The following is a 23,464-nucleotide window of genomic DNA, read 5'->3' as shown; positions in this document are numbered from 1 at the left end:
AAGGTTCCATCCATATCTCAGAAACCGCACAACCGTTATTCAACTCTTCATCTCAGCTATGGGGAGTGAGGTGAATCAATGAAAGAAGCCCACGAACTAAACCACGGAACCTTTGTTCCTGCACTCGAGCGGATGCGGGAGCCCTACGTGGAAACGCAGCAGCAAACCTCCACCGTTGCAGAGCCAGCCCTGGATGAGTTGCTCGAAAAGGCAATTGAGCAATACCAAATTCGTGATCTGGAGTCCTCTCTCTATAACTTTCAGCAGGTGCTGAGAGGATATCGGCAGCACCACGACCTGCAAGGGGAAGGCATGGCGTTAAGCGGTATGGGGCTGACGTTCTATGCCATGGGTCAGTATGCCGAAGCGATCGCCCACTCCTATCAAGCTTTAGCGATCGCCCGCCAGGTGATGGATCGGCGCACGGAGCGCCAAGCACTGGGCAACCTGGGCAATGCTTATCGCCACCTGAACGACTATCCCAAAGCCATTGAATATAAAGTTCAGAGCCTCAACGTCGCACGCGAAATTTGTGACCTGCGGGGTGAAATGGCCGCTTTGAATAACCTGGGTATGGCTTACAAGGCCATGGGAGACCATGCGGCTGCCATTCAATATTACGAGCAGAGTTTGCGGTTAGCTCAGGGATTAAAAGACGTCCAGGTTGAAAGCCAGATTTGGCGTAACCTGGGCAATGCCTACCACTCGCAAGCTAACTACAACAAAACCATTGAGTGCTATGAAGAATTGATGAAGCTAGCCCAGAGCATTAGCGATCGCCAGATGGAGGGCCAGGTACTCAAGAATCTGGCCAGCGCATGCTATAGCCTGGGCAACTACGAAAAAGCGGTGACCTACCACCGCAAGCGCATGGAAATTGCCCGCGCTCTCAATGACTATCGCAACGAAGAACAAGCCCTGGAAAGCCTGGGGGTGATTTACGATTCGATGGGTAACTATACCCTGGCGCTGGAATGCTACGAACAACGCCTGGCTGTAGCCCGCTTGATGGATGATGACCGATTGGAGGAGCAGGCGATCGCCAGCCTCAAATCACTTTGCTATCTCATCGGCGACTACGCCCGTGCCAGCCGTTATTAAATGCAAGCCCACCACAAATGCGTACAGTGCTTTTCAAGCGCTTAAAATTTGGTTGTTTTTGTGAGAGCCGCGCGGAGTGCGGCTCTCACAAAAACAACCGTGGTTGATTCAAGCACAAAGCGCTGTAAGTCCTGTAGCTTGGATGCCGTATTGGGCGTCGTGTGCCTCGCCTGCACCCAATACCCAAGCATCAGAGTCAGAGATCGTAGGTTTGCATCAGTGTTTGGTACACAAGCCTAAGCAACAAGGGCTTCTGGCTCTAACCAGCGACTTAAAAAGCCGTCTAACCATCGCTCTACCTCAGCACCGTAAAGGGTATGGGCTTGGAATTGAGCATCCCGAGACTGGGCTTCAGGACGCTGTAAATGGTCAGGTGGAGCCGCTGTTGTCCAACGATCGATCAGAGTTTGGGTGATTTCTGGGTGAAATTGAAGCCCAACGGCCATATCACCATAGCGAAATGCCTGGTTGGGGAAATCCTGATTACCCAGAGCCAGTAGGGTAGCCCCTCGGGGCAAATCAAACCCTTCGCGATGCCATTGAAAGACATGGCGTAGATTACCCAAATCACTCTGGCCTGCTGGGGTTGGAGCGATCGTGTTGTAACCGATTTCCATACGCCCTTCTGGGTGGGGTGCCACTTCAGCCCCCAACACTCGAGCAAGCAGTTGAGCACCCAGGCATATTCCTAAATAGGGTTTGCCTGCTTCAAGTAGGGTGGCGATCCAATCTAATTCTGTGCGAATGAAGGGTAGAGCCGTGTCATCGTTGGCACTCATGGGGCCACCAAACACGATCGCCGCGTCATAAGGATCAAAAGACGTAGGTAAATCATGGCCAATTGCCGGGCATCGCACGTCCAGATGGTACCCAGCCCGGTGGAGCAACTCGCCGACCAGGCCAGGACTGGAGGTTTCTTGATGTACCACCACTAAAACGCACCGAGCACAAGAGGAGTTTTGAGGGATTCCACCTAGCTTTGGGGAGGGAATATAGGGACTAGCCATCAGCAATTTATCGGAGGAGATCAGACAGGCCTGTGAACTATTTTAGGGTTACCGAGTACAGGCAAGTTGTACCGTTCGTGACGGTTAGTCTAGCGTATGAACGGGCCTGCCGCAGATATCACTCACAATCAGGGTTCTACGCAATGACGACGATGTCAGAACAGTTGACTTACACGTTGGTACAAAATTGCCTTAAGGAAGCAGTCTACGCAAGCCTGCGACGAGATCAGCAGCAACGCAGCCAGTATTTAAGCCTGGTAGCGGCTCGTCTACGGGAATTGCGCCAGGAGCATCGGATGGTCTTCCTGGGAAATCAGAGCAATGATCAGCGATCGCGCTATTTTGCCACTCGCGGACTCGCCCCCCTCTTTCAAAGCATCTCCCAGTACGCTCGCATCTCGCACCAGGTTCACTAATATCTGAGCCGGAGCGTAGAGAAGTGTCGCTACAATTCACGCTCCAAAAAATCGATTCATACAGGAAGTCTACTGATTCCTAAAGAGGGGTGGGAGCTGTATACCTACCCATCTCTCCAGGGAAACAGAAAACCTTTAATTTGTTTTTCAGAAGACACCAATCTCAAGATAGTCGCGGCAACCTGATTATTTAAGGATAATAGCCTCACCCTAGGTTAGCAGGCTGTTTCATCCCTCTTTAAAGTTCCTCATAATAGGTTGCTTTTGACTATGGAGTATACCTTTGACTTTGTGGGAATTACCCCAGTCCTCTCCTTTTTTAACCATCAACTCAATACCAGTACCCCTAAGAAGCGGCAAGGTGCAGCTTATTTAGCAAGCGATCGCTGTACCCTGGATGCCTTTCTAGAATCCATCGAAACCGTTCCACAAGAGCGGGGATGGAATTTGGATCGCGTGGTAGATAGCGTTATTGCTTTCTGGCTCCGCAATGGTGAGCAAGTACAACACTGGAAACGTCGCTTAGAAGATGCAGGTTCCGAAAACCTTCTGGTAGCAAGAGTTGCTGACTTCAGTGCCCTTAAAGCCGAGTTTGAGTCTCTGCTGGGCGAAAGTTGAAGCCCGGTAGGCAACAGGCAGAATTCTCCTAGCTGCTCCTTCTGCATCATGTCTAGCTTTTGCCACCCTGTATACAGTGGCAAAAGCGGGTTGCGGACTCTTACCAGCCCTCAGTGTTAAAAATCAACCTATGTTTAGAGGTGAGGATGCCAAGCACTCGCATCTCTAAACGTAGGCCGACTATCTAGTAAGCTGCGGCCTAAGTTCGCGACCTATGTTTTTGTGTGGGGTGCTTCGCACCTCACACAAAAACATAAGTGATGGATTTCCGCCTCAGCGTACTAGTGGGCCATTTGGCATGAACCTTACTATTGGCGAGCATTGTCCGCAACGCGTATAGGGTGAGCATTGTGCCCGCTCAGTTTCCCGGTAGGCAAGATGCGCACCCCATACGACTCAACCAAATTTGGTATTAGAGCACTTTTGCCACTGTCCCAGCGATTGCTTCCGTGAAGAGATGCCGAAGTGTACAATCAGGCTTTATTTGTAGGGATGTGGCCTGTGAAAGCGCTGCATCCGATTTCTTTTGGGGAGTGGGTTCAATGGGTACGAGCATAGTTACGGGGGCCGCTGGTTTCATTGGATCGCATCTGGTCGAAGCCCTGTTGGAGCAAGGGGAGCGAGTGATCGGGATTGACCATTTCAACGATTACTACGACCCTGCTCTGAAGCGAAAAAATATTATGGCAGCGGAAGCCCATCCTGACTTTCAACTCATCGAAGCCAGCATGGAACTCCTGAATTGGTCTGTTTTGCTGGAGGACGTTGATGTTGTCTACCACCAGGCCGCTCAAGCGGGAGTACGAGCCAGTTGGGGCGAAGGCTTCCGACTTTACACCGAGCGCAATGTGAATGCGACTCAAATTCTCCTGGAAGCAGCAAAAGAGGCTCCAAACCTGAAGCGCATTGTGTTTGCATCGTCGTCCTCTGTATACGGTGATGCTGAAACCCTTCCCACTCGTGAAGATCTGTGCCCTCGCCCGGTTTCTCCCTACGGCATTACGAAACTAGCCGCCGAGCATCTCTGCCGTCTATATGCCCATAACTTTGGGGTACCGGTGGTGTCCCTCCGCTACTTCACGGTCTATGGCCCTCGCCAACGCTCCGACATGGCTTTTCATCTGTTTATGAAAGCCATTCTCGAAAACCGTCCTATTCGGATTTATGGCGATGGTCAGCAAACACGGGACTATACCTTTGTCAAAGATGCGATCGCCGCTAATCTAGCCGCAGCCAGTTCTCCTGATGTTGCAGGAGAAGTTTTCAACATTGGGGGTGGCAGCCGAGTTGCTTTGATGGATGTCATTGACACCCTGGAGCAAATTACCGGTATTCCAATTCAGCGGGAGCATATTGAGCAGGCTCGGGGGGACGCGCGCCACACCGCCGCCGATACGTCAAAAGCAGCCCGCATGTTAGAATACAAGCCCCAAGTAACACTGGCAGAAGGGCTGGCCCAGGAATGGCAATGGATTCAAGCGTTGTATCGGTAAAGCTCACGTTGTAGTGAAGTAACGCTATCAATCCAAAGGCACCCCTTTATAGCGCTTTGCGCGTTACTTCAGTACGGTGGTGTAGGTCGCTAAGCGACCTACACCACCGTACTGAAGTAACGCAGTTGCACACTGCTCTATACAAGTCTGGTTCAAGAAGTATCCTATGCAGTAGTGCGCTGCACTACTGCATAGGATACTTCTTGAACCAGAGATCGTATTTGTCAGGCAAAGCCGAGAGTATTGAGCTTGGTTCGATGCTCTCGGTTGGTTAGGTGGGCGAACAATAAAGTTGGGATTGTGCCTCACCAAGCTATCGGTTTGATACCCAGTTTGTCGCAGGGTGAACATTCCATATAATCCTTTCCAACCGAGTGAGGTACGAGAGATGGATGTAGAACTTCGCCCACATCCATCTCTCGTACCTCACTCGGTCGGGAAATACTATAGATGTTCTTATAGGAACTAATTAGCTGTCAGATTTCTATCTTCAAATGCTGATATAGAAAAGTGTCTTAGAGGTGGTTTAGTTCTTAACTGGTTGTTAACCCCAGTTTTTAGAGACGCTACTGTTAGAGCTTTGCACCTAAATTTTTTGTTAAAAACGCTATATGGCTCATGCCTATATTGAACCCCTATAGAAATTGATAAATAACCTGAATTATTTTTAGGTAAATTGGCGCGATGTTTATTAACAGAATACTGCCATTTTTTAATGGATCAGCTATGATGTCAGCGAATGAAAAGTTCGGTTTGCGTTAAAGCAGTATAACCATATACATTTCTGCCAGTTCATTCCGAGCTGTTTCTTGTATCGAGGTTTGGAGAGCGCCGTGACTATTTACGTTGGAAACCTGTCTTTTCAGGCAACTGAGGAGGACCTGCGCGAAGTTTTCTCTGAATATGGAGAAGTCGTTCGAGTCAGCCTTCCGACCGATCGCGAGACGGGAAAAAAGCGTGGCTTTGCCTTCGTTGAAATGAAGGAAGATGCTAACGAAGATCAAGCGATCGAAGAATTAGATGGTGCTCAGTGGCTAGGGCGTGAAATTAAGGTCAATAAGGCTAAGCCACGTGAATTGAACAATCGTCCTGTGCGAAAGGTTGAAAACCTCTCGTAGAATTTAGGGCGATCGCCAACCTCCCATAAATGCCATCGTCAAAATCGACGATGGTCGCTGTACAGCGCCATTGTCCTCCGGCGGAGCGTTGTGCAAAGGGTAGGCTGCGCGATAATCTGAGCAGGTCCTGGTGTGGATAGCTGATTTCCGCATCCCATCCAGTTATTGGACTGGAACGGGATCTTAAGTGGCTCCAGGTTACCTGTTCGTGTTTATTCCATGCCATGTCGCGTTCACGGCTGCTGCAAATTATTGTAGGTTTACTCGTCATGCTGGGGCTTCTGCTCTGGCTGATTAGTACTCTGGCAAGCCTTCATGCGGGTCTGGCAGGGCTTTCACCTGTCCTGGCGGATCTGGCACTATGGGTTATTCTGGGCCTGATTGCCATTTTGCTGGCAGCTCTCGGCTATTATGCGTACCTGTTTTTTCGGCCCCAACGCCCTCGGGAACGGCCTCAAGTGCCTGAGGTAAAAGCCGAGGCAGCGGCAGAAAACCTGCGGGCTGTGCGGCAGCAAGTCGATCAAATTCAAGACGAAGTAGCCCGTCAGGCTTTTGAGGAGCGCAGTCGCGAAATTGAAGCCTACTTGGCTCGTGGGGAAATTCGGGTCGTGGTATTTGGCACGGGTTCCGCAGGTAAAACCTCCCTGGTCAATGCCATTTTGGGGCAGATGGTCGGGCAGGTCGGTGCGGCCATGGGAACAACTACTCAACCCCAAACCTACAAATTTCGCTTGCCTCACGTGGAACGCGAAATTTGGCTGACCGATACACCTGGCATCCTGGAAGCAGGAGTGGCAGGTACCGGGCGAGAGGTACAGGCTCGGGAGATGGCTTCCAACGCAGATCTGCTGTTGTTTGTGATCGATAACGACCTGCGGAAGTCGGAGTACGATCCCCTACGATCGCTCGCCGTTATGGGAAAACGCTCCATCCTGGTATTTAACAAAACAGACCTGTTTACGACCGAGGAACTGGAGGCCATTCGGCTGCACTTGCAACAACGGGTGCAGGGATTCATTGCTCCGGTGGACGTCATTGCTGTGGCTGCCAACCCGCCAGAGGTGCGGTTGGAGAGCGGCGATCGCTTCCAATCCGCTCCCGAAATTCTCCCCCTCTTGCGCCGCATGGCCGCCATCCTGCGGGACGAAGGGGAAGATTTGATTGCCGACAACATCTTGCTACAGTCACAGCGGCTAGGTGAAGAGGCGCGACAAATTTTGGACGCCCAGCGGCGGCGACAGGCTGAAGCCATTGTCGATCGCTACCAATGGATTGGAGCTGGGGTAGTTTCGGTGATGCCCCTGCCCATGGTGGATTTACTCGCCGCCGCCGCAGTCAATGCCCAGATGGTCGTGGAAATTGGCGAGGTGTACGGCTGCCAGATGAATTTGGAGCGCGGCAAAGAACTGGCCGTCTCACTGGCTCGCACGCTGGTAAGCCTGGGAGTTGTTCGAGGGGCGATGGAATTGCTATCCCTTGCCCTTCAGACAAATGTAGCGACATTCCTCGTAGGCCGTGCCATTCAAGGGGCCACGGCCGCCTACTTGATTCGCATTGCAGGCAAGAGCTTTATTGAATATTTCCGGCGGGATCAGGACTGGGGCGATGGCGGGATGAGCGAGGTGGTCGAACAGCAGTTTCAGCTAAACCGCCGAGATGAGTTTATTAAACTGTTTGTTCAGGAAGCGATCGCTCACGTCGTTACTCCCATTCGCGATCGTCTGGACAATAAGCAATAGGGGCAAAGCATAAATCTTACCCGTATCAAAACTCCTCACACCTATTTCACCTGAGCCGGGTTCAGTTTTTTGGAGGGGCGCAAAGCACGCCCCTCCAAAAAATTGAATGAGGTTATTGCTGTTAGGACTTACGCCAGTCCATATTTAACGCATTCTTGTTATGTGTGGTGTGCAAAGCACACCACACATAACAAGAATGCGTCAGCCCTGTCTGCAATAAGTCCTCTAACGCAGCAACTCTCGGCTTTAAAGCCCGAAAACCGCTCGCGTTAGGCGAGCGGTTTTCGGGCCGGATTCCAAAATGAGAGTTACTAGCTCTAACGCAGACTGGTGGAAGAACCGGAAGAACTACGGCTCAAGACAAAGTCCTCCTCTAGCCGCAAATCCAGGTCCGTGTCGGGTTCGATGACGTAAACATCGACCTCTTCGTTACGCCGAATCAGAACTTCTCCTAAGACCCCAACACCAGCTCCTGCCAGCACCTCTAAAAAATCGATGCTGCCAAAAATTTCGGACAATACAGCCGCAGCCGCAGCCCCAATAGCGGCACCGCGCAAAATATCGGGGTTGGTGCGACGGTCAATAGTTTGAGTTTCGGTAATGGCATCGGAGTACGCGACCAGGGGAATGGCGCGATCGGTGCCATCAGGCACCACCTCTGAGGCCACAAAGTATGTGCCTTCGTCCTCGTTGTCCTCATCCACTGGGCGCAATTCCCCACGGATAATACTGCCTTCGCGCAGTACGACAGTCCCCCGAGAAGAGCGCAGATCCTCTGCCAGCGTTAGCTCTAACTCTACCGTTTCTCCAGGCGCCACAATGACACGCTCAGCAGCATCATAGCGAACCGGGATCTCAGTCCCCGCAGGCAATCCAACCTGGCGACTGGGATTTTGAAATAGCTGAGCAACTTGATACGATTCGCGGGCCGCAGCGGGTAGACTGGCCACCAGGGGCAGTGAAGCGGAAGCGGAAACCCCAAGGGCCATAAACAGAGCAGCGGTCGGCTGCCAGATGCGTGTCGTCTGCATAATCCTGCTCTCAATGCATAGATCAGGAGACGTGGGGCGATCGCATAGGTTCCCCGGCGATCGCCCCTTTGGCTCTGAGAGCAGTTAGTTACAGCCCAGGTGCGGGTTGGGTAGTGTCAGAAGATGCCGTCCGAGACTGGAGTTCTTCGACCAGCCCTTGAGGAATCAGCACTCGGTTGATTGCGTGGATCACTCCATTGCTAGCGGGAACATCCGCCGTTACGACGCTGGCATCATTCACAATCACCTGATTGGGTTCAACCCGAACCGCCAGGCCACCATTCAACGTTTCAACCCCACCGGTTGTCAGCTCATCCGAGGTGACTGCCCCGGGCACAACGTGATAGGACAGAACTTGCGTGAGCAAATCCTGGTTTTCGGGTAACAACAATGCATTCAGAATATTGGGAGGCAATGCAGCAAAGGCTTCATCGGTAGGAGCAAACACAGTAAAAGGCCCGCTGCCTTCTAACGACTCTGCTAAACCTGCGGCTTGAATCGCAGAAACCAGGGTTTTAAACGAACCATTGGTACCTGCAACCTCGATCAGGTTACCCGGCTCCTGCGACACAGGGGGAGTTTGGGCTCCGGGGGTTTGCTCAGATGCAGGCTGTTGAACAGTGCCGGGTTGAACCCCACTTGGAGTTTGGCCACTACTGGGCTGCTGAACAGTACCCGGCTGTTGAACGGTACCCGGCTGCTGAACAGTACCCGGCTGAATCACACTCGGAGTTTGGCCAGTACTGGGTTGCTGAATGGCACCCGGTTGTTGAACAGTGCCAAGTTGATCAACACTTGGCTGCTGGACAGTATTGGGCTGATCAACGGTACCCCGTTGCTGAACGGTGCTGGGTTGATCAACGCTTGGCTGCTGAATTACATCAGGCTGCTGTACAGTACCCGGTTGGGTTGTAGTGGGTTGCTGTATAGTACCCGGCTGCTCGATTGCACTTGGTTGTTCGACAGTACCAGGTGCTTGAATGGGCATGGAATCCTGAGTAATGGGAGTAGATTCCGTAGATTGGGCAGACGAGGGAGCGGGAGTTGCAACGGCCGAGACTGTTGCCAGACCGAAACCACATAAACCCGCTAGAGCAAGCTGTTTGAGGGTTAAACGTTGGTGGGCCATAGTACCTCCGTAATTCTGTAAAGGTTCGTAATGCACCTGTAAAGGTTCGTGAAGTACATCACGCCCTTATGGTAAGCAGAATTACTTTTTTGTGAAGAGGATAAACCTGAATATCCCCTTAGCGGAGGAGTTTCGCCTCTGCCTCTGGAGCGAAAAAATTCTCGGCCTTGAGAATTTGGGCCAGGCAAATGTCTGTTTCTAGAAGACAAGCATGACCGCTGTGAGGTAGGACAACTTTGTGGGCATTCGGCAGGCGATCGATCAGACGATTCGCTTCATCAACAGAGGGGAGGAGGCGATCGCGAGCCGCTGCAATAACCAGGGTCCGTTGCCGTAATCGGTGCAGAGGCAACGCATCCAAATCAAAATCGGTCACGAGCGAGAGCCGCCAGGCAGCACTGGCTTGAGTGACCGAGTGCATAGCATCATAAAGTGCCTGACGATTTTCTGGAGATACCCGGTCAATGGAAATTAACCAGGGCACCAAACCATAACCTGACAGGTTAAACAAGGGGGGCGGAATTAAGCGAGCCAGATCCGAGCCATAACGCATCCAAAACTGGCGGCTAAAGGATGATGCTGGATTGACCAAAATCAAATAGTCAAAACTATCCGGCACATAGCGCGCCAATTTGAGAGCCAGACACCCGCCAAAAGACTCACCACACAGGTAAACCGGACGGCCAGGATTGGCTTCCTTCTCCTGCTTGATAAGTCGGGCCGTTTGCAGGGCCAGCCCTTCCCAACTCGACACATCATCGGGCGGAATGGATAGACACCGAACATCAAAATCTGCTTGTAGTCCCAACTGGTTCCGGTAGAGCTTCCCAGTCCCATCCATCCCAGGTAAAAAAACAAACAGTGGGACGTCCGAACGAGGAGGTGTCAGTTGCAGAAATCGAGAGGAAGTCAGCGCAGTCATTCAGGATACGGAGAAATGGGTTAGCGGAAGTAACGGCTCTTGCGTAATAGGTCGGCTATTTCATCGTTACATGCCCGGGTCAGTTCTTTAGCAAGACGCCCAGCCTGTTTACCGTTGTATTGCTGATGTTGTTCTTCAGAAATCCAAATGGGATTGCCAATGAAAACCTGTACTTTTTGGTACAGCACGAGGGGATGCCAACCTGGCTGCTGAAACATCGGTTCCGATGGGTCAAACCATTGGAAGAGTTGCAATGGGGCCATCGGATTCTGGCTTTCCTGGGAGGGGGAGATCGCAATGGGTAGCACCGCCAGATCCGACACTTCAGCCCGCAGGGCCAGGTGGGCAAACCCCCGATGAAATTCGTTGAAGGAATCTCGCGGAGGAACCTGAATCATGGGTTTAGCTCCTTCAGGAAAGATACCCACGGCTTGTTGCGATCGCAACAGATCCTCGGCTCGTTGAAAGAAACTTTTCTGCTGCCCGGGCTCATCCAGGGGTACGCAGCCCAGCGCCGTTACAATCTCGCGCAAACCGGGTACCTGGCTCATGTAGTGATGACAGGCAAATCGCACAGGCCGCCCCAGTGCTTTCATAAGCAAAGGCGCATCCATAATGCTGCGATGATTGCTGACCACTAACACGCGCTTGGTGCGGGGCAACCGTTCCCGGTGATACACCGATACCTCAACGCCCGAGGCAGAGAGAATCCAGTTTGAACAGGAAAGCGGATCAATGGGAATGGATAGCAGGGGAGACAGCAACATAGAGGAATGACCACCAGTCATAACACGTCCAGAGCACCCCAAGAGGGATCGTTTTGATCAAACCACATTCAACCAGGGGTTATGGTGCATCCAAAGTATAAAAGGCTCCAAATAGCAAGGAAGATTTACAGAGCGTTAAATGTCCTACCTGGCATTAGTTTTAGGACTGACGCATTTTTATAGTGGGCGAAGCTCACCATAAAAATACGCCAGTCCTAACTTTGTTAGATGCCTGCACACCTAACATCAATGCTCTACACTTGCTCCGTTGCGGCAGCAATTTGGGCGACCTCGTCGGAAGATAGAGACCACCCTAGAGCCCCTGCATTCTGCTCAGCCTGGGCGATCGTTTTAGCTCCCGGAATGGGAATCACATTCCCTTGAGCAATGAGCCAGTTCAGAGAGACTTGGGCAGGGGTTTTGCCACGCTGATCAGCAATTTGCTTCAGGGTATCGATGAGCGGAGCCAACTTACGTAAACCATCCGGACTAAAGCGAGGATCAAGACGACGGGCACCCATCGGTGGAGTGTAGGTTTCGGCTGTGTATTTGCCGGTGAGCAAACCCTGGGCCAGGGGGCTGTAAGCCAGAATGGTGATTTGGCGATCGCGCGCCGCCTGCATCACCCCATTGCGCTCAATCTGCCGCGCCAGCAGCGAGTATTGCATCTGATTGACGGCCAAAGGCACTCCTCGTTTCGCAAGCGCGTCATGCGCCCGTTGCATTTGTTCCGATGAATAATTGCTCACCCCGATGGATTGGATGCGCCCTTGCTTAACCTCATCCGCCAGAGCATCCATCAAGGTCTGTTGCCCCATAAAAAAGTCAAAGGGCCAGTGGACCTGATACAACGCCACGCTCGCCACCTGTAACCGCTTCAAACTAGCGGTCAGGGCGTCCGCCACAGCACCTCCCACAAACCGCCAAGGCAGCGGGAAATACTTGGTCGCAATTTGTACAGGTTGATCCGTTTCCTGCATGAATTGCCCCAGTAACCGCTCTGATTCACCCAGACCATAAATTTCGGCGGTATCGAAAAAAGTTACTCCAGCGGCGATCGCTCCCCGAAAAGCCTGCCTCAGGCTCTCGGTGTCGTAATCCTTGCCGTAACTCCAGAAAAACTTGTCACCCCAGGCCCAGGTTCCAATTCCCAGAGCCGGAACGGTGGGGCCACCCGTTAGCGTGATAGTCTGCACAGAGCTTCGTAATATTGCTTTACGTTTTTCAGTGTAGCGGGAAGAGCCGAGATAGGTATCTATCCATTTGTTCAGTCCGGATGGAGTGTGCAGGACAGACGCGATACGAACGAACTAAGCCTATGAAACTCATCAATAAATGAAGAGCCTTCGAGCAGCACGCGTAACGGCAACATAGAGTAACTGATTGCGCTCGCGGATATTCTGGTTGATCAATGCGTTGGGCACATCGACAAAGACATTTTGAAACGTAGAGCCCTGAGATTTGTGGATGGTCAGGCAGTAGGCATAATTTAAGTCCGCAAAAAGGCCTTTCAGGTCCCAAAATTCGCCCCAACGTTTTTCCTGAGCATAGAGGCCGAGAAGCCGCTGAAACTCGCCCAGGCTACTTTCATGGAGGGTATTGACGGTGCGGCGTTTACCTTCATCTGTCAGCACCTGGAGCACCCAGACCTGCCAGGGGCCATGCTGGGCAGTGGTGACCTCCAGCACTTCACATTCGCTAGAAGTTTGCAGAATGACGCTCTCACCCCACAAATAGGGGGTGTTGGCAACCAGACGTTCGCCCTCTACAAAGCGAGGGGTTCCTGCACCGTAGATCGCACGCCGAATTTGCTGATTGAGGTAATCAACGCGGCGGTTGGTGTAAGCCAGAGCACGAACATGATCCGGATCGGCTTTGCACGCATCGCTTTGAAAAGCACGGATCATCAACTTTTCCCAGGCGTAGCGTTGGCAAACGATGACACCCTCGGTGCGATCGCCATTCACATCCGTCTCAAACTGGGGCAAATCCCGTTGCAGCAGGTTATTACGGATAGATTCAGCCAGCAGGGCGATCGCACCTCCATACCGCACGACCTCCGTTAGATCAACCCGCTCATGAATCTCATTGAAGACCGGAGATTCGGGCTCCCCAATAGGAGGCAACTGGGCGATATCTCCGACAAAGAGTAATTGAGTTTTACTGAGAAGATCCATCACGGCCAGGTTTAGCAGTTGCCACAGTTCGGCGTTGATCATCGAGGCTTCGTCCACTACCACCAGTTGGTAGGACTCGATCAGGTTCTCGCTGTCTCGATCTGGCTGAAAGACCTGCTTGCCGGTAGTTTGGTCAATGTCAGGCCGCAAACCCAACAACTTGCAACAGGTCATGCAGTCGATGCTGAGTTCCCAAGACTCGGCCATGTTCTGCAACACTTTGGTCGCTTTGTTACTGAAGGCCGTGAAAACAATGCGGCGGCGATCGCCCTGCTTCCGCATCTTTTTGATGAGGGCTTGCAGCAGCGTAGTTTTGCCCGTCCCTGCATAACCCGTCAGCAAAAACAGCTTTTCTCGGCTCTGAACGAACCCCTCCATTGCCTTCAACGCCTTTTTCTGCTGCCGATTCAAGCGAATACCGGGCAGCACATCAGCCGTGGAACGAGTTGCAGAAACCTGGGTCTTAGAATCCACGGGATAGATCGAAGGGGTGAAAGAACGAGCCAATAGATCAGCACGAAAGCACTTAGAACATTTGTCCTACTTCGGCAGGGTACGTGTCAACTGGTCGGCTTCAATTTTTGGCCAGAGAACAGGCAAACTATGACGGCGATAGTGGCGGAGAATGCGGAATCCAGCGACACCTCCATCTGTGAGGAAAAAAGCGATCGCCGGAGCCACCACGGGAACCCAGCCACCATGGGTAAACAGCACAAACCCACCGCCAACAATCACCAGGAGCCAGAGGCCTGTATTACCCGCTAACAGCAAGGGGTTGCGAACAAACCAACCCAGCACGCCACCGACCACGGCCCAACCCACGATCCAGAGCCCCTCTGCCCAGTCCGGGAAATACCAGAATAGAGGCTGCTCCCCCAAAGCCGCACTGAGCAATTGGCTCGTCATCTGAGCGTGGACAACCACCCCGGCCATCTGGTGTTCTTCCTGCTCCCCCGCGCTGTAGGGCGTGTAGAACAAATCTTTAGCACTAGGGGCGGTAGTACCGATGAGTACAATCTTGCCCTGTACCCAATCGGGTTGAACTTTGCCATCCAAGACATCCGTCAGCCTCACCATACGAGCCGGGCTGCCAGCCTGACGATAGCGCAGCAAAATTTGATAACCGCGATCGTCTAAATTCTGATAACCCCCGGAGGTGGAGTTCAAGGGCGTTAACTGAGCTTGCCCCAGTTTAATTTGATAAGGATCTTCTGAGCTAAGCGGCTGTGGCTCAATGCCTTGGGCCGCTAGGTATTTCAGAGCCAATCGGGTAGCAAACGAAAAATAGTTTTGATCAGCCGTTGAGGCAAAAAGTAGGTTACGTCGAATGACCTTGTCAGCATCGATGGGAAAGTCGTTGAACCCGACCTGCTCAGGTGGAGTTTGAGGGGGCGGTGGAATTTGATCCGCTTCGGTATCGCCCAGTTTGGTAATAGCAATGACGTTATTCGCCTTCAGCTGTTTTAATAGCTCAGCCTGACCCGGTTCTTGAGGGAGATCCCGCAACAAATCTAACCCGATGACTTGGGGCTTTGAAGCCTGGAGCGTCTTAATGGTATTGGCTAGAGTCTGATCAGATGGCGTTGCCCGTTTCAGGGCCCGTAGATCTTCCTCGGTAATTTCGACAACCAATAGGCGTGGATCAGGCTCGGGCGTGGGTTGGAACCGGGTCATTTGATCAAATACGCCGACTTCTAACGGCTCCATCCAACCCAGTTGGCGCATACCCAGTAGCAGACCACTGACCGAAACGGCCGCGATCGCGATCGCCTTAGCCCCGGCCACAACCATCTGCCGCCAACTTTCAGGCGGCAATGGCATGGTGTAGTCGCGACCCCGCAAAGACTCTGGCAGCAGCAGATCTCGGGGCACTTCCGTCAGATTCGTAGGCAATTCAGCCAGTTTATCCAGCGCATTCAGAACATCATCCACATTGGGATAACGCTGGGTGTGGTCATAGCGCACCATGCGATCGAGGACAAACTCGAAACTAGGGCTGATGAGGGCCTTATCTTTCCATTGAATTTCTAATGTATCGGGGTCATCAGGCAGTTGGGATGGGGAAAGCCCAGTCACGGCCTGTACCGCTGTCATGCCCAGGGCGTAAATATCACTGGAGAACCGGGGCCGCCCCATCAACTGTTCGCTGGGAGTATAGCCCTGGGTACCAATACCCACGGTAAAGCTGGTCATCCCGCCCATACTGGTAGACAGTTGCGTGCCGATTTCCTTAACAGCACCAAAATCAATGAGGACAATTTTGCCGTCATGCTCCCGCCGAATCAGGTTGCCCGGTTTGATATCTCGGTGGATGACCTGGTGCTGATGGACGAATTGCAGAACCTCTAGCACGTCACGGAGGAGAGCGATCGCCCCATTTTCTGGCAGCCGGTGCTGTCGCGACAGCTCACTCGCTAGAGAGTGCCCTGCAATATATTCCTGCACCAGGTAAAACTCTTCATTCTCTTCGAAGAAATCATAGAGTTCGGGAATCTGATCATGTTTGCCCAGGCGCTTGAGGGTCTGAGCCTCTGTATGGAACAGCCGCCGGGCTACGTCCAGAAATTGATTATCGTGAAGGGCAGGTTGAAATTGTTTGACAACACAACGTCGGGATTCCTGAGTGTCTTCGGCCAAATAGGTCTGCCCGAAGCCTCCGGCCCCCAGAATAGTAATAATTTTGTAGCGCCCGGCCAGCAGAGTTCCCAGCATGGCTACTCAATCGTGCGTGCTGTAATGATTCTGACACACAACTTTAGACAGAGCTTTAGTTGTTTATAGAAGAAAATTTTCATGAAAGAAAACAGGTAGACGTACGGCTTCTTGTATCGATTCCCCGATGGTTTGTGTCGTCGTCTGCACCCTTGTTGCTGAAAGCAATGACGCTTTCATCCGAAGCGCCAACTACCATCCTAATTTTCAGCTATATAAACTTAAATTAAGGACGGAGGCTCCTTGGAGGAGTCTACCCGCTTTCGCATCAATTCTGCCTTCTTTTTGAGGGATTGGAAAAAGTCGCTTTCTGTAATTTCGGCCACCTGGCGATCGCGCTTGGCCTGGTCAATCTCAATGCGCAATTCCTGAAGCTTCTCCTGCAGCTCAGCCTCCCGCTTGCGAGCCGCTTCCATTTCTTGCTGGAGAAAAAGAGCACTTTCCAGTGCAGGAGCAGCTTGAAGGGCGATCGCCGTCAACAGTTTTAGCTCCTCTGCTCGATAGTTACCCAGCTCATCATTGTAAATACTGATCAGGCCAATCACTTTTTCTTGAGCCTGCATGGGCGCACAGAGCAGGGCACGGATACCCGTCTCTTTTGCCTCAAAGCGGGGATCAGCCAGTACATCATTCACAATTTCAGGCTTTTTAGAAGCAGCAACGTAACCCGTAATTCCTTGACCGGGTTTTAGCACAGGCTCCACAACGTCTGATTGACCCGAAACGGAGATCAGCTTCAGGGTCTGGGTTTTGGCATCTAGTAGGAACAGGGCTGCACTGCTACCCCGGATCAGACGATGCGCTTCTGCCAGAGCCAGCTTCACCACTTCGTCTACTTCACGGCAACTGGTGAGTTTCTCAGCAATGCTATAGAGCAGGTTGATTTCTCGGTACTTCTCCAGGGCTTCAGTGGCAAGCGATCGCCGCTCCACGGCTTGGATCGCCAAGGCCGTCAGCAGTTGAGCCACCTGCTTCGCAGCAGGAGACCCGCTGACCCACCCCAACACCTCATCCTGCACCTCAACGGGAAACCGCTCCCCCTCGGACTCTCGAGCTCCACTCAGCCAGTTACCCTCCTGGTCATAAATCCCGATCGGTGCATCAGCTAATTGCAATACCGGATTTAACAGAGCCGAGAGGTCCCTTTGAATCAGTCGCTTGAGCGTAATTTTTGCCATAGTGCTCAATTCTTATCAGGTGAGACCCAGTACGGCCTGAGACTTCTCCAAAATTTCATCAGGGTCAAAGGGCTTGGTCATATAGACATTGGCTCCTACGACATCACCTTTCTGACGGTCAATTTCCTGCCCTTTCGCCGTCAGCATGACAATGTAAATATTTTGAAGCTCTGCATCATTTTTGACAGCTTTGCACACATCGTATCCATTCATTTTGGGCATCATCACATCTAAAAAGACCAGTTCGGGCCGTTCTTCTTGAATAATGGCCAGAGCTTCTTCTCCATTGGATGCCGTTAATAATTCGATACCTTCATCTTCCAATTCCTCTAGAGTTTGCTCCAGGAGAAGGCGAATATGAGGTTCGTCATCAACAATCAAAATCTTTTGAGCCATAGAAATCCTTTACTCAGTAGCAGAAATCGAAACGGATGCGTCCTGTTGATCGGCCAGGAGAAAAAAGCAAACATCCTCCAAGCCTTCCTCAAAACGCAGGGTCTTAAATACCTCCTGGCGGTTGGCATAGCTGGCATTAGCTAACACCATGTCAGGTTTCATCGCCCGAGCTCGTTCTGTAAATTCGGGCAGACTGTAAGTTTCAGTGACATCGAAGCTGCGCGTTCGCATCAGGTCAGCTAGCCGCTTTACCGTTGCCGCATCGTCATCGATGATCAGTACCGTTTTGCGAGTTGCGGCCCGGGTTATTAACTGACCGACTGCATCTAGCACCGCTTCACTGTCGATTGGCTTGGTGAAGTAGCGATCCACCCCAATTCGAAAACCCTGTTCCTGGTCCTCCGCAATAGACACAATGATGATGGGGATATCCATCGTTTTGGTATCCCTCTTAATCAGGCTAGCCATGTCCAAGCCGTTCAGTTCCGGCATGAGTACATCTGTGATGATCAGATCAGGAGAGACTTGCTTGATCTGGGCGATCGCCTCCACTCCATTCGTAGCCTCCGTCACCAGATAGCCCTGGGCCTCCAACTCCTGCCGCAGCAGCCTACGGATATTGGCGTCATCATCCACCACCAGAACATGCTTCTGGTCTGGGGAAATGGGAGCAGGGGTCACGATACCAACGTGTTGGGTCACCCGCTTTAGCAAGGCATCCATATCCATCGGATGGGATGGCTCCTCGACGGAAACCGAAATCGGCAAGGTAAAGGAGAAGGTGCTACCGTGGCCCAATTCGCTTTCTACCCAGATGGTGCCCCCGTGGTGTTCCACAATTTGTTTACAAATGGGTAGCCCCAACCCGGTGCCCTTTGGCTTATCCGTCAGGGTATCGCCCACCTGCTTGAACTTCTCGAAGACCTTGGGGTGGTCATCCTCCGCAATGCCGATGCCGTTATCGACAATGCTGACGGTCACGAACTGCTGATCAGCACGGGTTCGGCAGATAACGGAACCCTCATCCGTAAACTTGACGGCGTTGGAGAGCAAGTTGATCACGACCTGGAGGAGGCGATCGCGATCGCCCTCCACCACTGGCAAATCAGGCTCCAGATCCTGCTCCAGGGTCAATTGCTTCTGCTCAAACAAAGAGGATGTCGCAGTCACGGCCCGAGCAATCAGCTCATTCACCTGCATCGGCTGCATGTTCCAATCCACCCGGCCCGCTTCCATTTTGGCGATATCAAGCAGGTCGTTAATTAGGTTGGTGAGCCGTTCCCCTTCGGACACGATGATGTCGATATTTTCGTTAACCTGGCGTACTGTGCGTTGCACCTTTTTATCATCAGTTTGCACCAGGGGTAAGACACTCTCCTGAAGCTTTTTCTTGATAACTTTGGCAAAGCCGAGTACCGAGGTCAACGGTGTACGCAACTCGTGGGACACCGTGGAAATAAAGTCGGTCTTCATCTGATCGACTTCTTTTTCCTTTGTAATGTCCTGCAGCAGAATCACGGTGCCAATATAGTCTGCCCCAGCCTCATCGGTTGAAGGATCGCCATCGTCGGCTGCATCCTTCAAAATCGCCGTTGCAGATGCTTTCGCAACTCGCCCGTCTGCAAGAGGCACTTCCACCGTTAAAACATGATTGTGTTGACTATGAGATTTGGCAATGAGCTGAGTTAACGCTGGGCTCAAAACCTTCTCTGGGTTCTGAATTTGCATATCAGCCGCTTTCAAATCAAACATTTTGAGCAGGGCTGAGTTGTACTCGGTAATCTTCCCGTCTACGTCGGTTACTAACAAGCCATCGGCCATGTTGTTAATGACCGAGGCTAAATAAGCCAACGTGTCTTGCAGATCAGCCGTAGCAGCCGTGACGCGGGCTTCCAAGTTGCGATTGGCATCAGACAATTGCTCGTTGGAGTGCTTCAGGTATTCCGTCATCTTGTTGAACGCCTGAGACAGAATCCCAATTTCATCCCCTGTCAACACGGGAACACGAATATCCAGGTTACCATCGGCAATTTTGATGGCAGAATCGGCGATCGCCAACACCGGCTGCGTAATCCGCCGGGAGAGCAAGTAAACCCCGACCAGCAGCAAACCTGACAAGCTCAGCCCAATTTGTAGAATTTCACGAGCCAATCGACGGGCCGGGAGGAAGGCTTCCTGCTGCTCAATCTCAACGACGATCGCCAGATTCGCCTTTGCTAACCAGCGATAGACCCCCAACACTGGGGTGTTTTCATAGTTTTGCGTAATCCCGGCTAAGCCCTGAGCATTTTTGGTGTCAACAATGGTCTTCACCCCGGGGCTGTCAACGGTTTCGTTATCCTGGGCTGAAGCATTGGGAGACGGTGTCTGACTCGCATCTGTCTGCTCGTTCTGATCAACCTGTTTCTCACTGCGTGAAATAAAGACGTTATTGGTTCCTGACTTGCCCACTAGATAGGTTTCTGCCGTTCGCCCTAACCCGGTATTTTCCCGAATTAGCGTGTCAATAGCATCCAGATCCAAATCAATGGTGATGGCCCCCATAGGAACATTGTTCAAATCCCGCAGGTTTGTCCCAAAGGTAATGGCCGATTCTCCAGACTTCAAATAGAAGTTCGGAACCGTCAGAGCAGCACTTTCCCGAGTGAAATATGTAGTGGGTTCGCCCAGGGGCCGATAGCGCCCCACAATGGATTGATCCTGGGATGTCGTAAAAATTACGAAGCCACCGTTGGAGGTGATCACCACATTCCGCAGGCTAGGTTTAATGCTTCTCAGGTTTTTGAAATAGTCGTCCAGCTGTTGGTAGGCTTGCTTGTATCGCGGATCTGTCGGGGGCGTTGTCAACAGAACAGCAACGCGAGAACGTACCTCCGGAAGCTGGCTGATCAGCAGAGTATCTTTGCGCTGACTATCGATCCATTCGTTGAGCTGGAGTTCTTTCAGCGAAGCGGCCACCAACAAGCGATCGACAACGGTCTGTTGCAGAGAGTCGCGGGCACGGATATAGGTAGCGATCGCCACGACACTCATGGTGGCAATCGACAGCAACGAGAAGTACCCCACCAACTGAACCAGTAGACTCGCTTTCCAAAATTTCATCGGAACTCCGCAAAAATCTGTTTAGCTTGTTCAATCACATCGTCGATGGCTTGCTCGGCTGACATCCCGTTAATCACCTTCAAAACCGCGCTCGCAAGAACCTTTTGACTGAGCATCTGACTAAATGCTGGGGTGTAGACCTGGTACCCTGGTTCCACACCTTGCTTCAACAGTGCCAGCCCGGCCGCCAAGTGCGGGTCATTTTGTGCCCAGAACGGATCTTGCAGAAGTTGGGGCATCACCGGAAAGAAACGCCCCTTCTGATTGCTGAGCCAGGAATTCACCACTTCAGGGCGAGTCAGATACTCTAGAAACTTTGCAGCCGCTTCAGGATGGGCTGCTTCCTTGAAGGCAACGACTTGTTTAATCCCCACGGTGGAACGATGGGGGCTACCATCCGGATTGCGGGGCCATTTTGCCAGGGTGCGAACCTCGTTGAGATAGCGATCGTTCGATACCTTGTTGTACTGGTTCACACTTTGCTTCTGCGTCAGGGGTACCGACAGTGTCCCGTTGGCTGTCAAAACCGATCGCCCCTCCAAAAAATTGATGTTATTACCGGCATCTGTCCAGGTATTCGCATCAGAAGGCACATATTTGTCGCGGTATAAATCAACAAACTGTGTAAGAGCCTGCACAGCCCTACCCCTCTGCTCAGGTTCACCCAGGCGAAGCTTTCCAGTTTTGTCTACCATCTCAACCCCGTAGGCGTTGAGAAATTCAAGAAAGATTTGGTTCGTATCTTGCCCTTTATCAGACATGCATAGGGCCAGGGCAAAAATGTCCTGTTTGCCCTGCTTGCGCATCCGATCCTGCGCTTCCTTCCAGAAGTTCCAGAAGCCGTTCCAATCTGAGGGAATGTTCTCCTCTCGCAGGTTCACCGACTCAAGGAGGCTCTTCCAATAGTGGATATTGGTTGCTTGCTGAGCCAGGGGAATGGCGTAATAGTGGGGCTCGTTTGTAACGTGGTTGGGATAAAAACTCGCCTCCAGGGCGGCCTCTGTGTAGTTGGCTTTGATGGGTTCAATAATTTTCGAGACATCTGCCAGTTGATCTTCCCAAGCTTGCAGAGGAATCAGATCGGTGTCCCCTGCCACGATAAAGAGGACATCAGGCGGGTTCCCTGCATCGACTGCTTTGTTCGTTTCTTGAATAATGTCCCGCTGGGAAAAGAGAGTGAGATCGGCTTTCAGCCCCGACTCCTTTTCCCAATCGGCCACCAGGGAAACAACAGCCGCATTCTCTTCGGGTAAGAAGCCCTGCGTCCAAACGATACGGATGTCAGTAGCCGTGTCTTCGACAGCAGCCTTATCCGCATTGACGGAATAGGCGATCGGTTCCAGGGAGGTCGAAGCCGAGCAGGTCACCAGCCCCAGCGAAAGGCATAGTAATGCGAGAAACCTGACATGCTGCCGTTTAACCCACTTCAACCATTGCATAACGAGTACCTGCACAAAAATGAGAAGCGATTTCAGAGCCTACGCCGCCGTGTCTGGTAGAGCGCTGCCCAAGGGCTCTGGCTAGCGCAGAGATATCTCCTAGGTCACCGAGCCGAATAGCCATATCCACAGGGGTAGAAGCAGCAGTAAAACAAAAAAGCCGCACACGACATTCGTCACAGCCAGTTCTCGATCGAGGCCGTAGTTTTCTGCAAAGACAACAGTTGCGAACGCAGGGGGCATTCCCATTTGAAGCACCAGGGCCAGCCGCTGGTCAAAGTTGATACCAAAAAACATCAGTCCAGTACCGACAACCAGCGGAATGAGGATCATCTTAATTCCTAAACAGGGAACCGCCTGTTTAATCTTGTTGAGAGATTTAAGCTGGCTGATTTGCATGCCAATCAGCACGAGAGCCAGGTTCACCGAGGTCCAGGCCATGCCTCGAAGCCCATCCTGAACCATGTGAGGCAATATCAGCAGCTTCCATTCCGCCAGCAACCGTAAAAGTAAGCCGGCTCCCATCCCCCACAAAGCCGGATTCTTCAAAACTTTTTGTAACAGTTCTACTTTTTTCAATCGATGAGCCGTTCCATATTTGGCCGCGATCGCCACTCCCAACACGTACGTCCCAAAAAATGAGCCCAACAGGTCATAGAACAGTGCCCAGGCAAAATACTTTTCGCCCACTAGATTTAGCACCACCGGGAAGCCCATATAGCCCGTGTTGCCAATCATCATGGCCAGGAAAAAACTCCCCTGAACGGGAGAGGACCATTGGCTAACCAAAGGCTGATCAGTCGTCTGCTCGCCCCCCAAACCTATCGCCAGGGATTTCAATCGCTCGTCCCCCAGCCCCAGTTCAATCCAGAGCCAGGCGAACATTGCCCCCGAGAGCATGGCAACCCATGCCGTTGCAGGCCCTACCAGGATCAAACCGCTCAAATCTGTGCGGTACAAGAATGAAATCACACTGATGGGAATCCCCACCCGCAGTAGGAGCTGCCCCAACCGTACCGGCACCCGCTTTGGCAAAAGTCGACCCAAAACCCAGCCCACCAGAATCCAGCCAATCAGAGGGGCATAAAGTTTACTCAGGGTCTGAACAAGGTCTGGCAT

Annotated in this window: 19 protein-coding genes; 6 read left to right on the top strand and 13 right to left on the bottom strand. The window is 52.1% G+C overall.

Translation table 11 applies throughout. From position 1 onward, the window contains the following. Positions 1 to 78: 78 nt before the first annotated feature. Entirely contained in the window at positions 79 to 1,101 is a 1,023-nt protein-coding gene (locus H6F91_RS10820) for a tetratricopeptide repeat protein (RefSeq protein ID WP_190775139.1), read from the top strand. A gap of 236 nt (positions 1,102 to 1,337) precedes the next feature. Here H6F91_RS10820 and H6F91_RS10815 read toward each other — a convergent pair whose 3' ends face one another. Further along, on the bottom strand, positions 1,338 to 2,108 hold the full coding sequence (locus H6F91_RS10815; protein WP_190775140.1) for a glutamine amidotransferase: 771 nt from the start codon (positions 2,106 to 2,108) through the stop codon (positions 1,338 to 1,340). A 143-nt stretch (positions 2,109 to 2,251) separates the two neighbouring features. On the opposite strand from H6F91_RS10815, the gene H6F91_RS10810 reads away from it, so the two are divergent. From H6F91_RS10810 to H6F91_RS10790, 5 genes are all read left to right on the top strand, one after another. After that, positions 2,252 to 2,524 (top strand): hypothetical protein, encoded by a 273-nt coding sequence (locus H6F91_RS10810; RefSeq protein ID WP_190789316.1) that lies wholly within the window; start codon positions 2,252 to 2,254, stop codon positions 2,522 to 2,524. Positions 2,525 to 2,794: 270 nt separating this feature from the next. After that, positions 2,795 to 3,142 carry a hypothetical protein gene (locus H6F91_RS10805; RefSeq protein ID WP_190775142.1) on the top strand — a complete coding sequence of 116 codons (348 nt, stop codon included), beginning with the start codon at positions 2,795 to 2,797 and terminating at the stop codon, positions 3,140 to 3,142. A gap of 542 nt (positions 3,143 to 3,684) precedes the next feature. Next, a complete protein-coding gene (locus H6F91_RS10800) occupies positions 3,685 to 4,635 on the top strand; it encodes an NAD-dependent epimerase/dehydratase family protein (RefSeq protein ID WP_190775143.1) in 951 nt (316 codons plus the stop codon). 833 nt (positions 4,636 to 5,468) lie between these two features. After that, a complete protein-coding gene (locus H6F91_RS10795; protein ID WP_190775144.1) occupies positions 5,469 to 5,753 on the top strand; it encodes an RNA-binding protein in 285 nt (94 codons plus the stop codon). Positions 5,754 to 5,977: 224 nt separating this feature from the next. Continuing rightward, entirely contained in the window at positions 5,978 to 7,492 is a 1,515-nt protein-coding gene (locus H6F91_RS10790; RefSeq protein ID WP_190775145.1) for a GTP-binding protein, read from the top strand. Between the two features lie 317 nt (positions 7,493 to 7,809). On the opposite strand, the gene H6F91_RS10785 is transcribed toward H6F91_RS10790, so the two are convergent. The 12 genes from H6F91_RS10785 to H6F91_RS10730 form a co-directional block, all read right to left on the bottom strand. Then, positions 7,810 to 8,523 (bottom strand): hypothetical protein, encoded by a 714-nt coding sequence (locus tag H6F91_RS10785; RefSeq protein ID WP_190775146.1) that lies wholly within the window; start codon positions 8,521 to 8,523, stop codon positions 7,810 to 7,812. Between the two features lie 88 nt (positions 8,524 to 8,611). Continuing rightward, entirely contained in the window at positions 8,612 to 9,652 is a 1,041-nt protein-coding gene (locus tag H6F91_RS10780) for a fasciclin domain-containing protein (RefSeq protein WP_199307744.1), read from the bottom strand. 118 nt (positions 9,653 to 9,770) lie between these two features. Continuing rightward, complete coding sequence (locus H6F91_RS10775) at positions 9,771 to 10,574, bottom strand: alpha/beta hydrolase (RefSeq protein ID WP_190775147.1); 804 nt, start codon at positions 10,572 to 10,574, stop codon at positions 9,771 to 9,773. A gap of 20 nt (positions 10,575 to 10,594) precedes the next feature. Next, on the bottom strand, positions 10,595 to 11,362 hold the full coding sequence (locus H6F91_RS10770) for a lysophospholipid acyltransferase family protein (protein WP_242035729.1): 768 nt from the start codon (positions 11,360 to 11,362) through the stop codon (positions 10,595 to 10,597). Between the two features lie 233 nt (positions 11,363 to 11,595). Next, positions 11,596 to 12,537, bottom strand: coding sequence for an aldo/keto reductase (locus H6F91_RS10765; protein WP_190775149.1), 942 nt, complete (start codon positions 12,535 to 12,537; stop codon positions 11,596 to 11,598). Between the two features lie 132 nt (positions 12,538 to 12,669). Further along, positions 12,670 to 13,992: an AAA family ATPase gene (locus tag H6F91_RS10760; RefSeq protein ID WP_347280027.1), complete on the bottom strand. Its 1,323-nt coding sequence runs from the start codon at positions 13,990 to 13,992 to the stop codon at positions 12,670 to 12,672. Positions 13,993 to 14,058: 66 nt separating this feature from the next. Continuing rightward, complete coding sequence (locus tag H6F91_RS10755; protein ID WP_190775150.1) at positions 14,059 to 16,230, bottom strand: CHASE2 domain-containing protein; 2,172 nt, start codon at positions 16,228 to 16,230, stop codon at positions 14,059 to 14,061. Positions 16,231 to 16,451: 221 nt separating this feature from the next. Then, positions 16,452 to 17,408: a GAF domain-containing protein gene (locus tag H6F91_RS10750; RefSeq protein ID WP_190775151.1), complete on the bottom strand. Its 957-nt coding sequence runs from the start codon at positions 17,406 to 17,408 to the stop codon at positions 16,452 to 16,454. A gap of 15 nt (positions 17,409 to 17,423) precedes the next feature. Next, positions 17,424 to 17,804: a response regulator gene (locus H6F91_RS10745; protein WP_190775152.1), complete on the bottom strand. Its 381-nt coding sequence runs from the start codon at positions 17,802 to 17,804 to the stop codon at positions 17,424 to 17,426. A gap of 9 nt (positions 17,805 to 17,813) precedes the next feature. Then, positions 17,814 to 20,906 (bottom strand): ATP-binding protein, encoded by a 3,093-nt coding sequence (locus tag H6F91_RS10740; protein WP_190775153.1) that lies wholly within the window; start codon positions 20,904 to 20,906, stop codon positions 17,814 to 17,816. Next, positions 20,903 to 22,345, bottom strand: coding sequence for an ABC transporter substrate-binding protein (locus tag H6F91_RS10735; RefSeq protein WP_190775154.1), 1,443 nt, complete (start codon positions 22,343 to 22,345; stop codon positions 20,903 to 20,905). Before H6F91_RS10735 ends, H6F91_RS10740 begins: the two co-directional genes overlap by 4 nt. Positions 22,346 to 22,444: 99 nt before the next feature. Then, positions 22,445 to 23,464, bottom strand: a complete 1,020-nt coding sequence (locus tag H6F91_RS10730; RefSeq protein WP_190775155.1) for an AEC family transporter — start codon at positions 23,462 to 23,464, stop codon at positions 22,445 to 22,447.

This window comes from Leptolyngbya sp. FACHB-8, assembly GCF_014695575.1.
GTDB lineage: Bacteria > Cyanobacteriota > Cyanobacteriia > Elainellales > Elainellaceae > Vacuolonema.
Note: the sequence above shows the minus strand (reverse complement) of the source record. Positions and strands in the feature narration are given on the sequence as shown.

What these genes read in the sequence shown, in the direction of transcription:
- H6F91_RS10770 (WP_242035729.1), bottom strand. Translation starts at nt 11,362, where the DNA reads ATGACTGGTGGTCATTCCTCTATGTTGCTGTCTCCCCTGCTATCCATT.
- H6F91_RS10755 (WP_190775150.1), bottom strand. Translation starts at nt 16,230, where the DNA reads ATGCTGGGAACTCTGCTGGCCGGGCGCTACAAAATTATTACTATTCTG.
- H6F91_RS10750 (WP_190775151.1), bottom strand. Translation starts at nt 17,408, where the DNA reads ATGGCAAAAATTACGCTCAAGCGACTGATTCAAAGGGACCTCTCGGCT.
- H6F91_RS10780 (WP_199307744.1), bottom strand. Translation starts at nt 9,652, where the DNA reads ATGGCCCACCAACGTTTAACCCTCAAACAGCTTGCTCTAGCGGGTTTA.
- H6F91_RS10745 (WP_190775152.1), bottom strand. Translation starts at nt 17,804, where the DNA reads ATGGCTCAAAAGATTTTGATTGTTGATGACGAACCTCATATTCGCCTT.
- H6F91_RS10805 (WP_190775142.1), top strand. Translation starts at nt 2,795, where the DNA reads ATGGAGTATACCTTTGACTTTGTGGGAATTACCCCAGTCCTCTCCTTT.
- H6F91_RS10740 (WP_190775153.1), bottom strand. Translation starts at nt 20,906, where the DNA reads ATGAAATTTTGGAAAGCGAGTCTACTGGTTCAGTTGGTGGGGTACTTC.
- H6F91_RS10730 (WP_190775155.1), bottom strand. Translation starts at nt 23,464, where the DNA reads ATGCCAGACCTTGTTCAGACCCTGAGTAAACTTTATGCCCCTCTGATT.
- H6F91_RS10775 (WP_190775147.1), bottom strand. Translation starts at nt 10,574, where the DNA reads ATGACTGCGCTGACTTCCTCTCGATTTCTGCAACTGACACCTCCTCGT.
- H6F91_RS10815 (WP_190775140.1), bottom strand. Translation starts at nt 2,108, where the DNA reads ATGGCTAGTCCCTATATTCCCTCCCCAAAGCTAGGTGGAATCCCTCAA.
- H6F91_RS10810 (WP_190789316.1), top strand. Translation starts at nt 2,252, where the DNA reads ATGACGACGATGTCAGAACAGTTGACTTACACGTTGGTACAAAATTGC.
- H6F91_RS10785 (WP_190775146.1), bottom strand. Translation starts at nt 8,523, where the DNA reads ATGCAGACGACACGCATCTGGCAGCCGACCGCTGCTCTGTTTATGGCC.
- H6F91_RS10820 (WP_190775139.1), top strand. Translation starts at nt 79, where the DNA reads ATGAAAGAAGCCCACGAACTAAACCACGGAACCTTTGTTCCTGCACTC.
- H6F91_RS10800 (WP_190775143.1), top strand. Translation starts at nt 3,685, where the DNA reads ATGGGTACGAGCATAGTTACGGGGGCCGCTGGTTTCATTGGATCGCAT.
- H6F91_RS10735 (WP_190775154.1), bottom strand. Translation starts at nt 22,345, where the DNA reads ATGCAATGGTTGAAGTGGGTTAAACGGCAGCATGTCAGGTTTCTCGCA.
- H6F91_RS10790 (WP_190775145.1), top strand. Translation starts at nt 5,978, where the DNA reads ATGTCGCGTTCACGGCTGCTGCAAATTATTGTAGGTTTACTCGTCATG.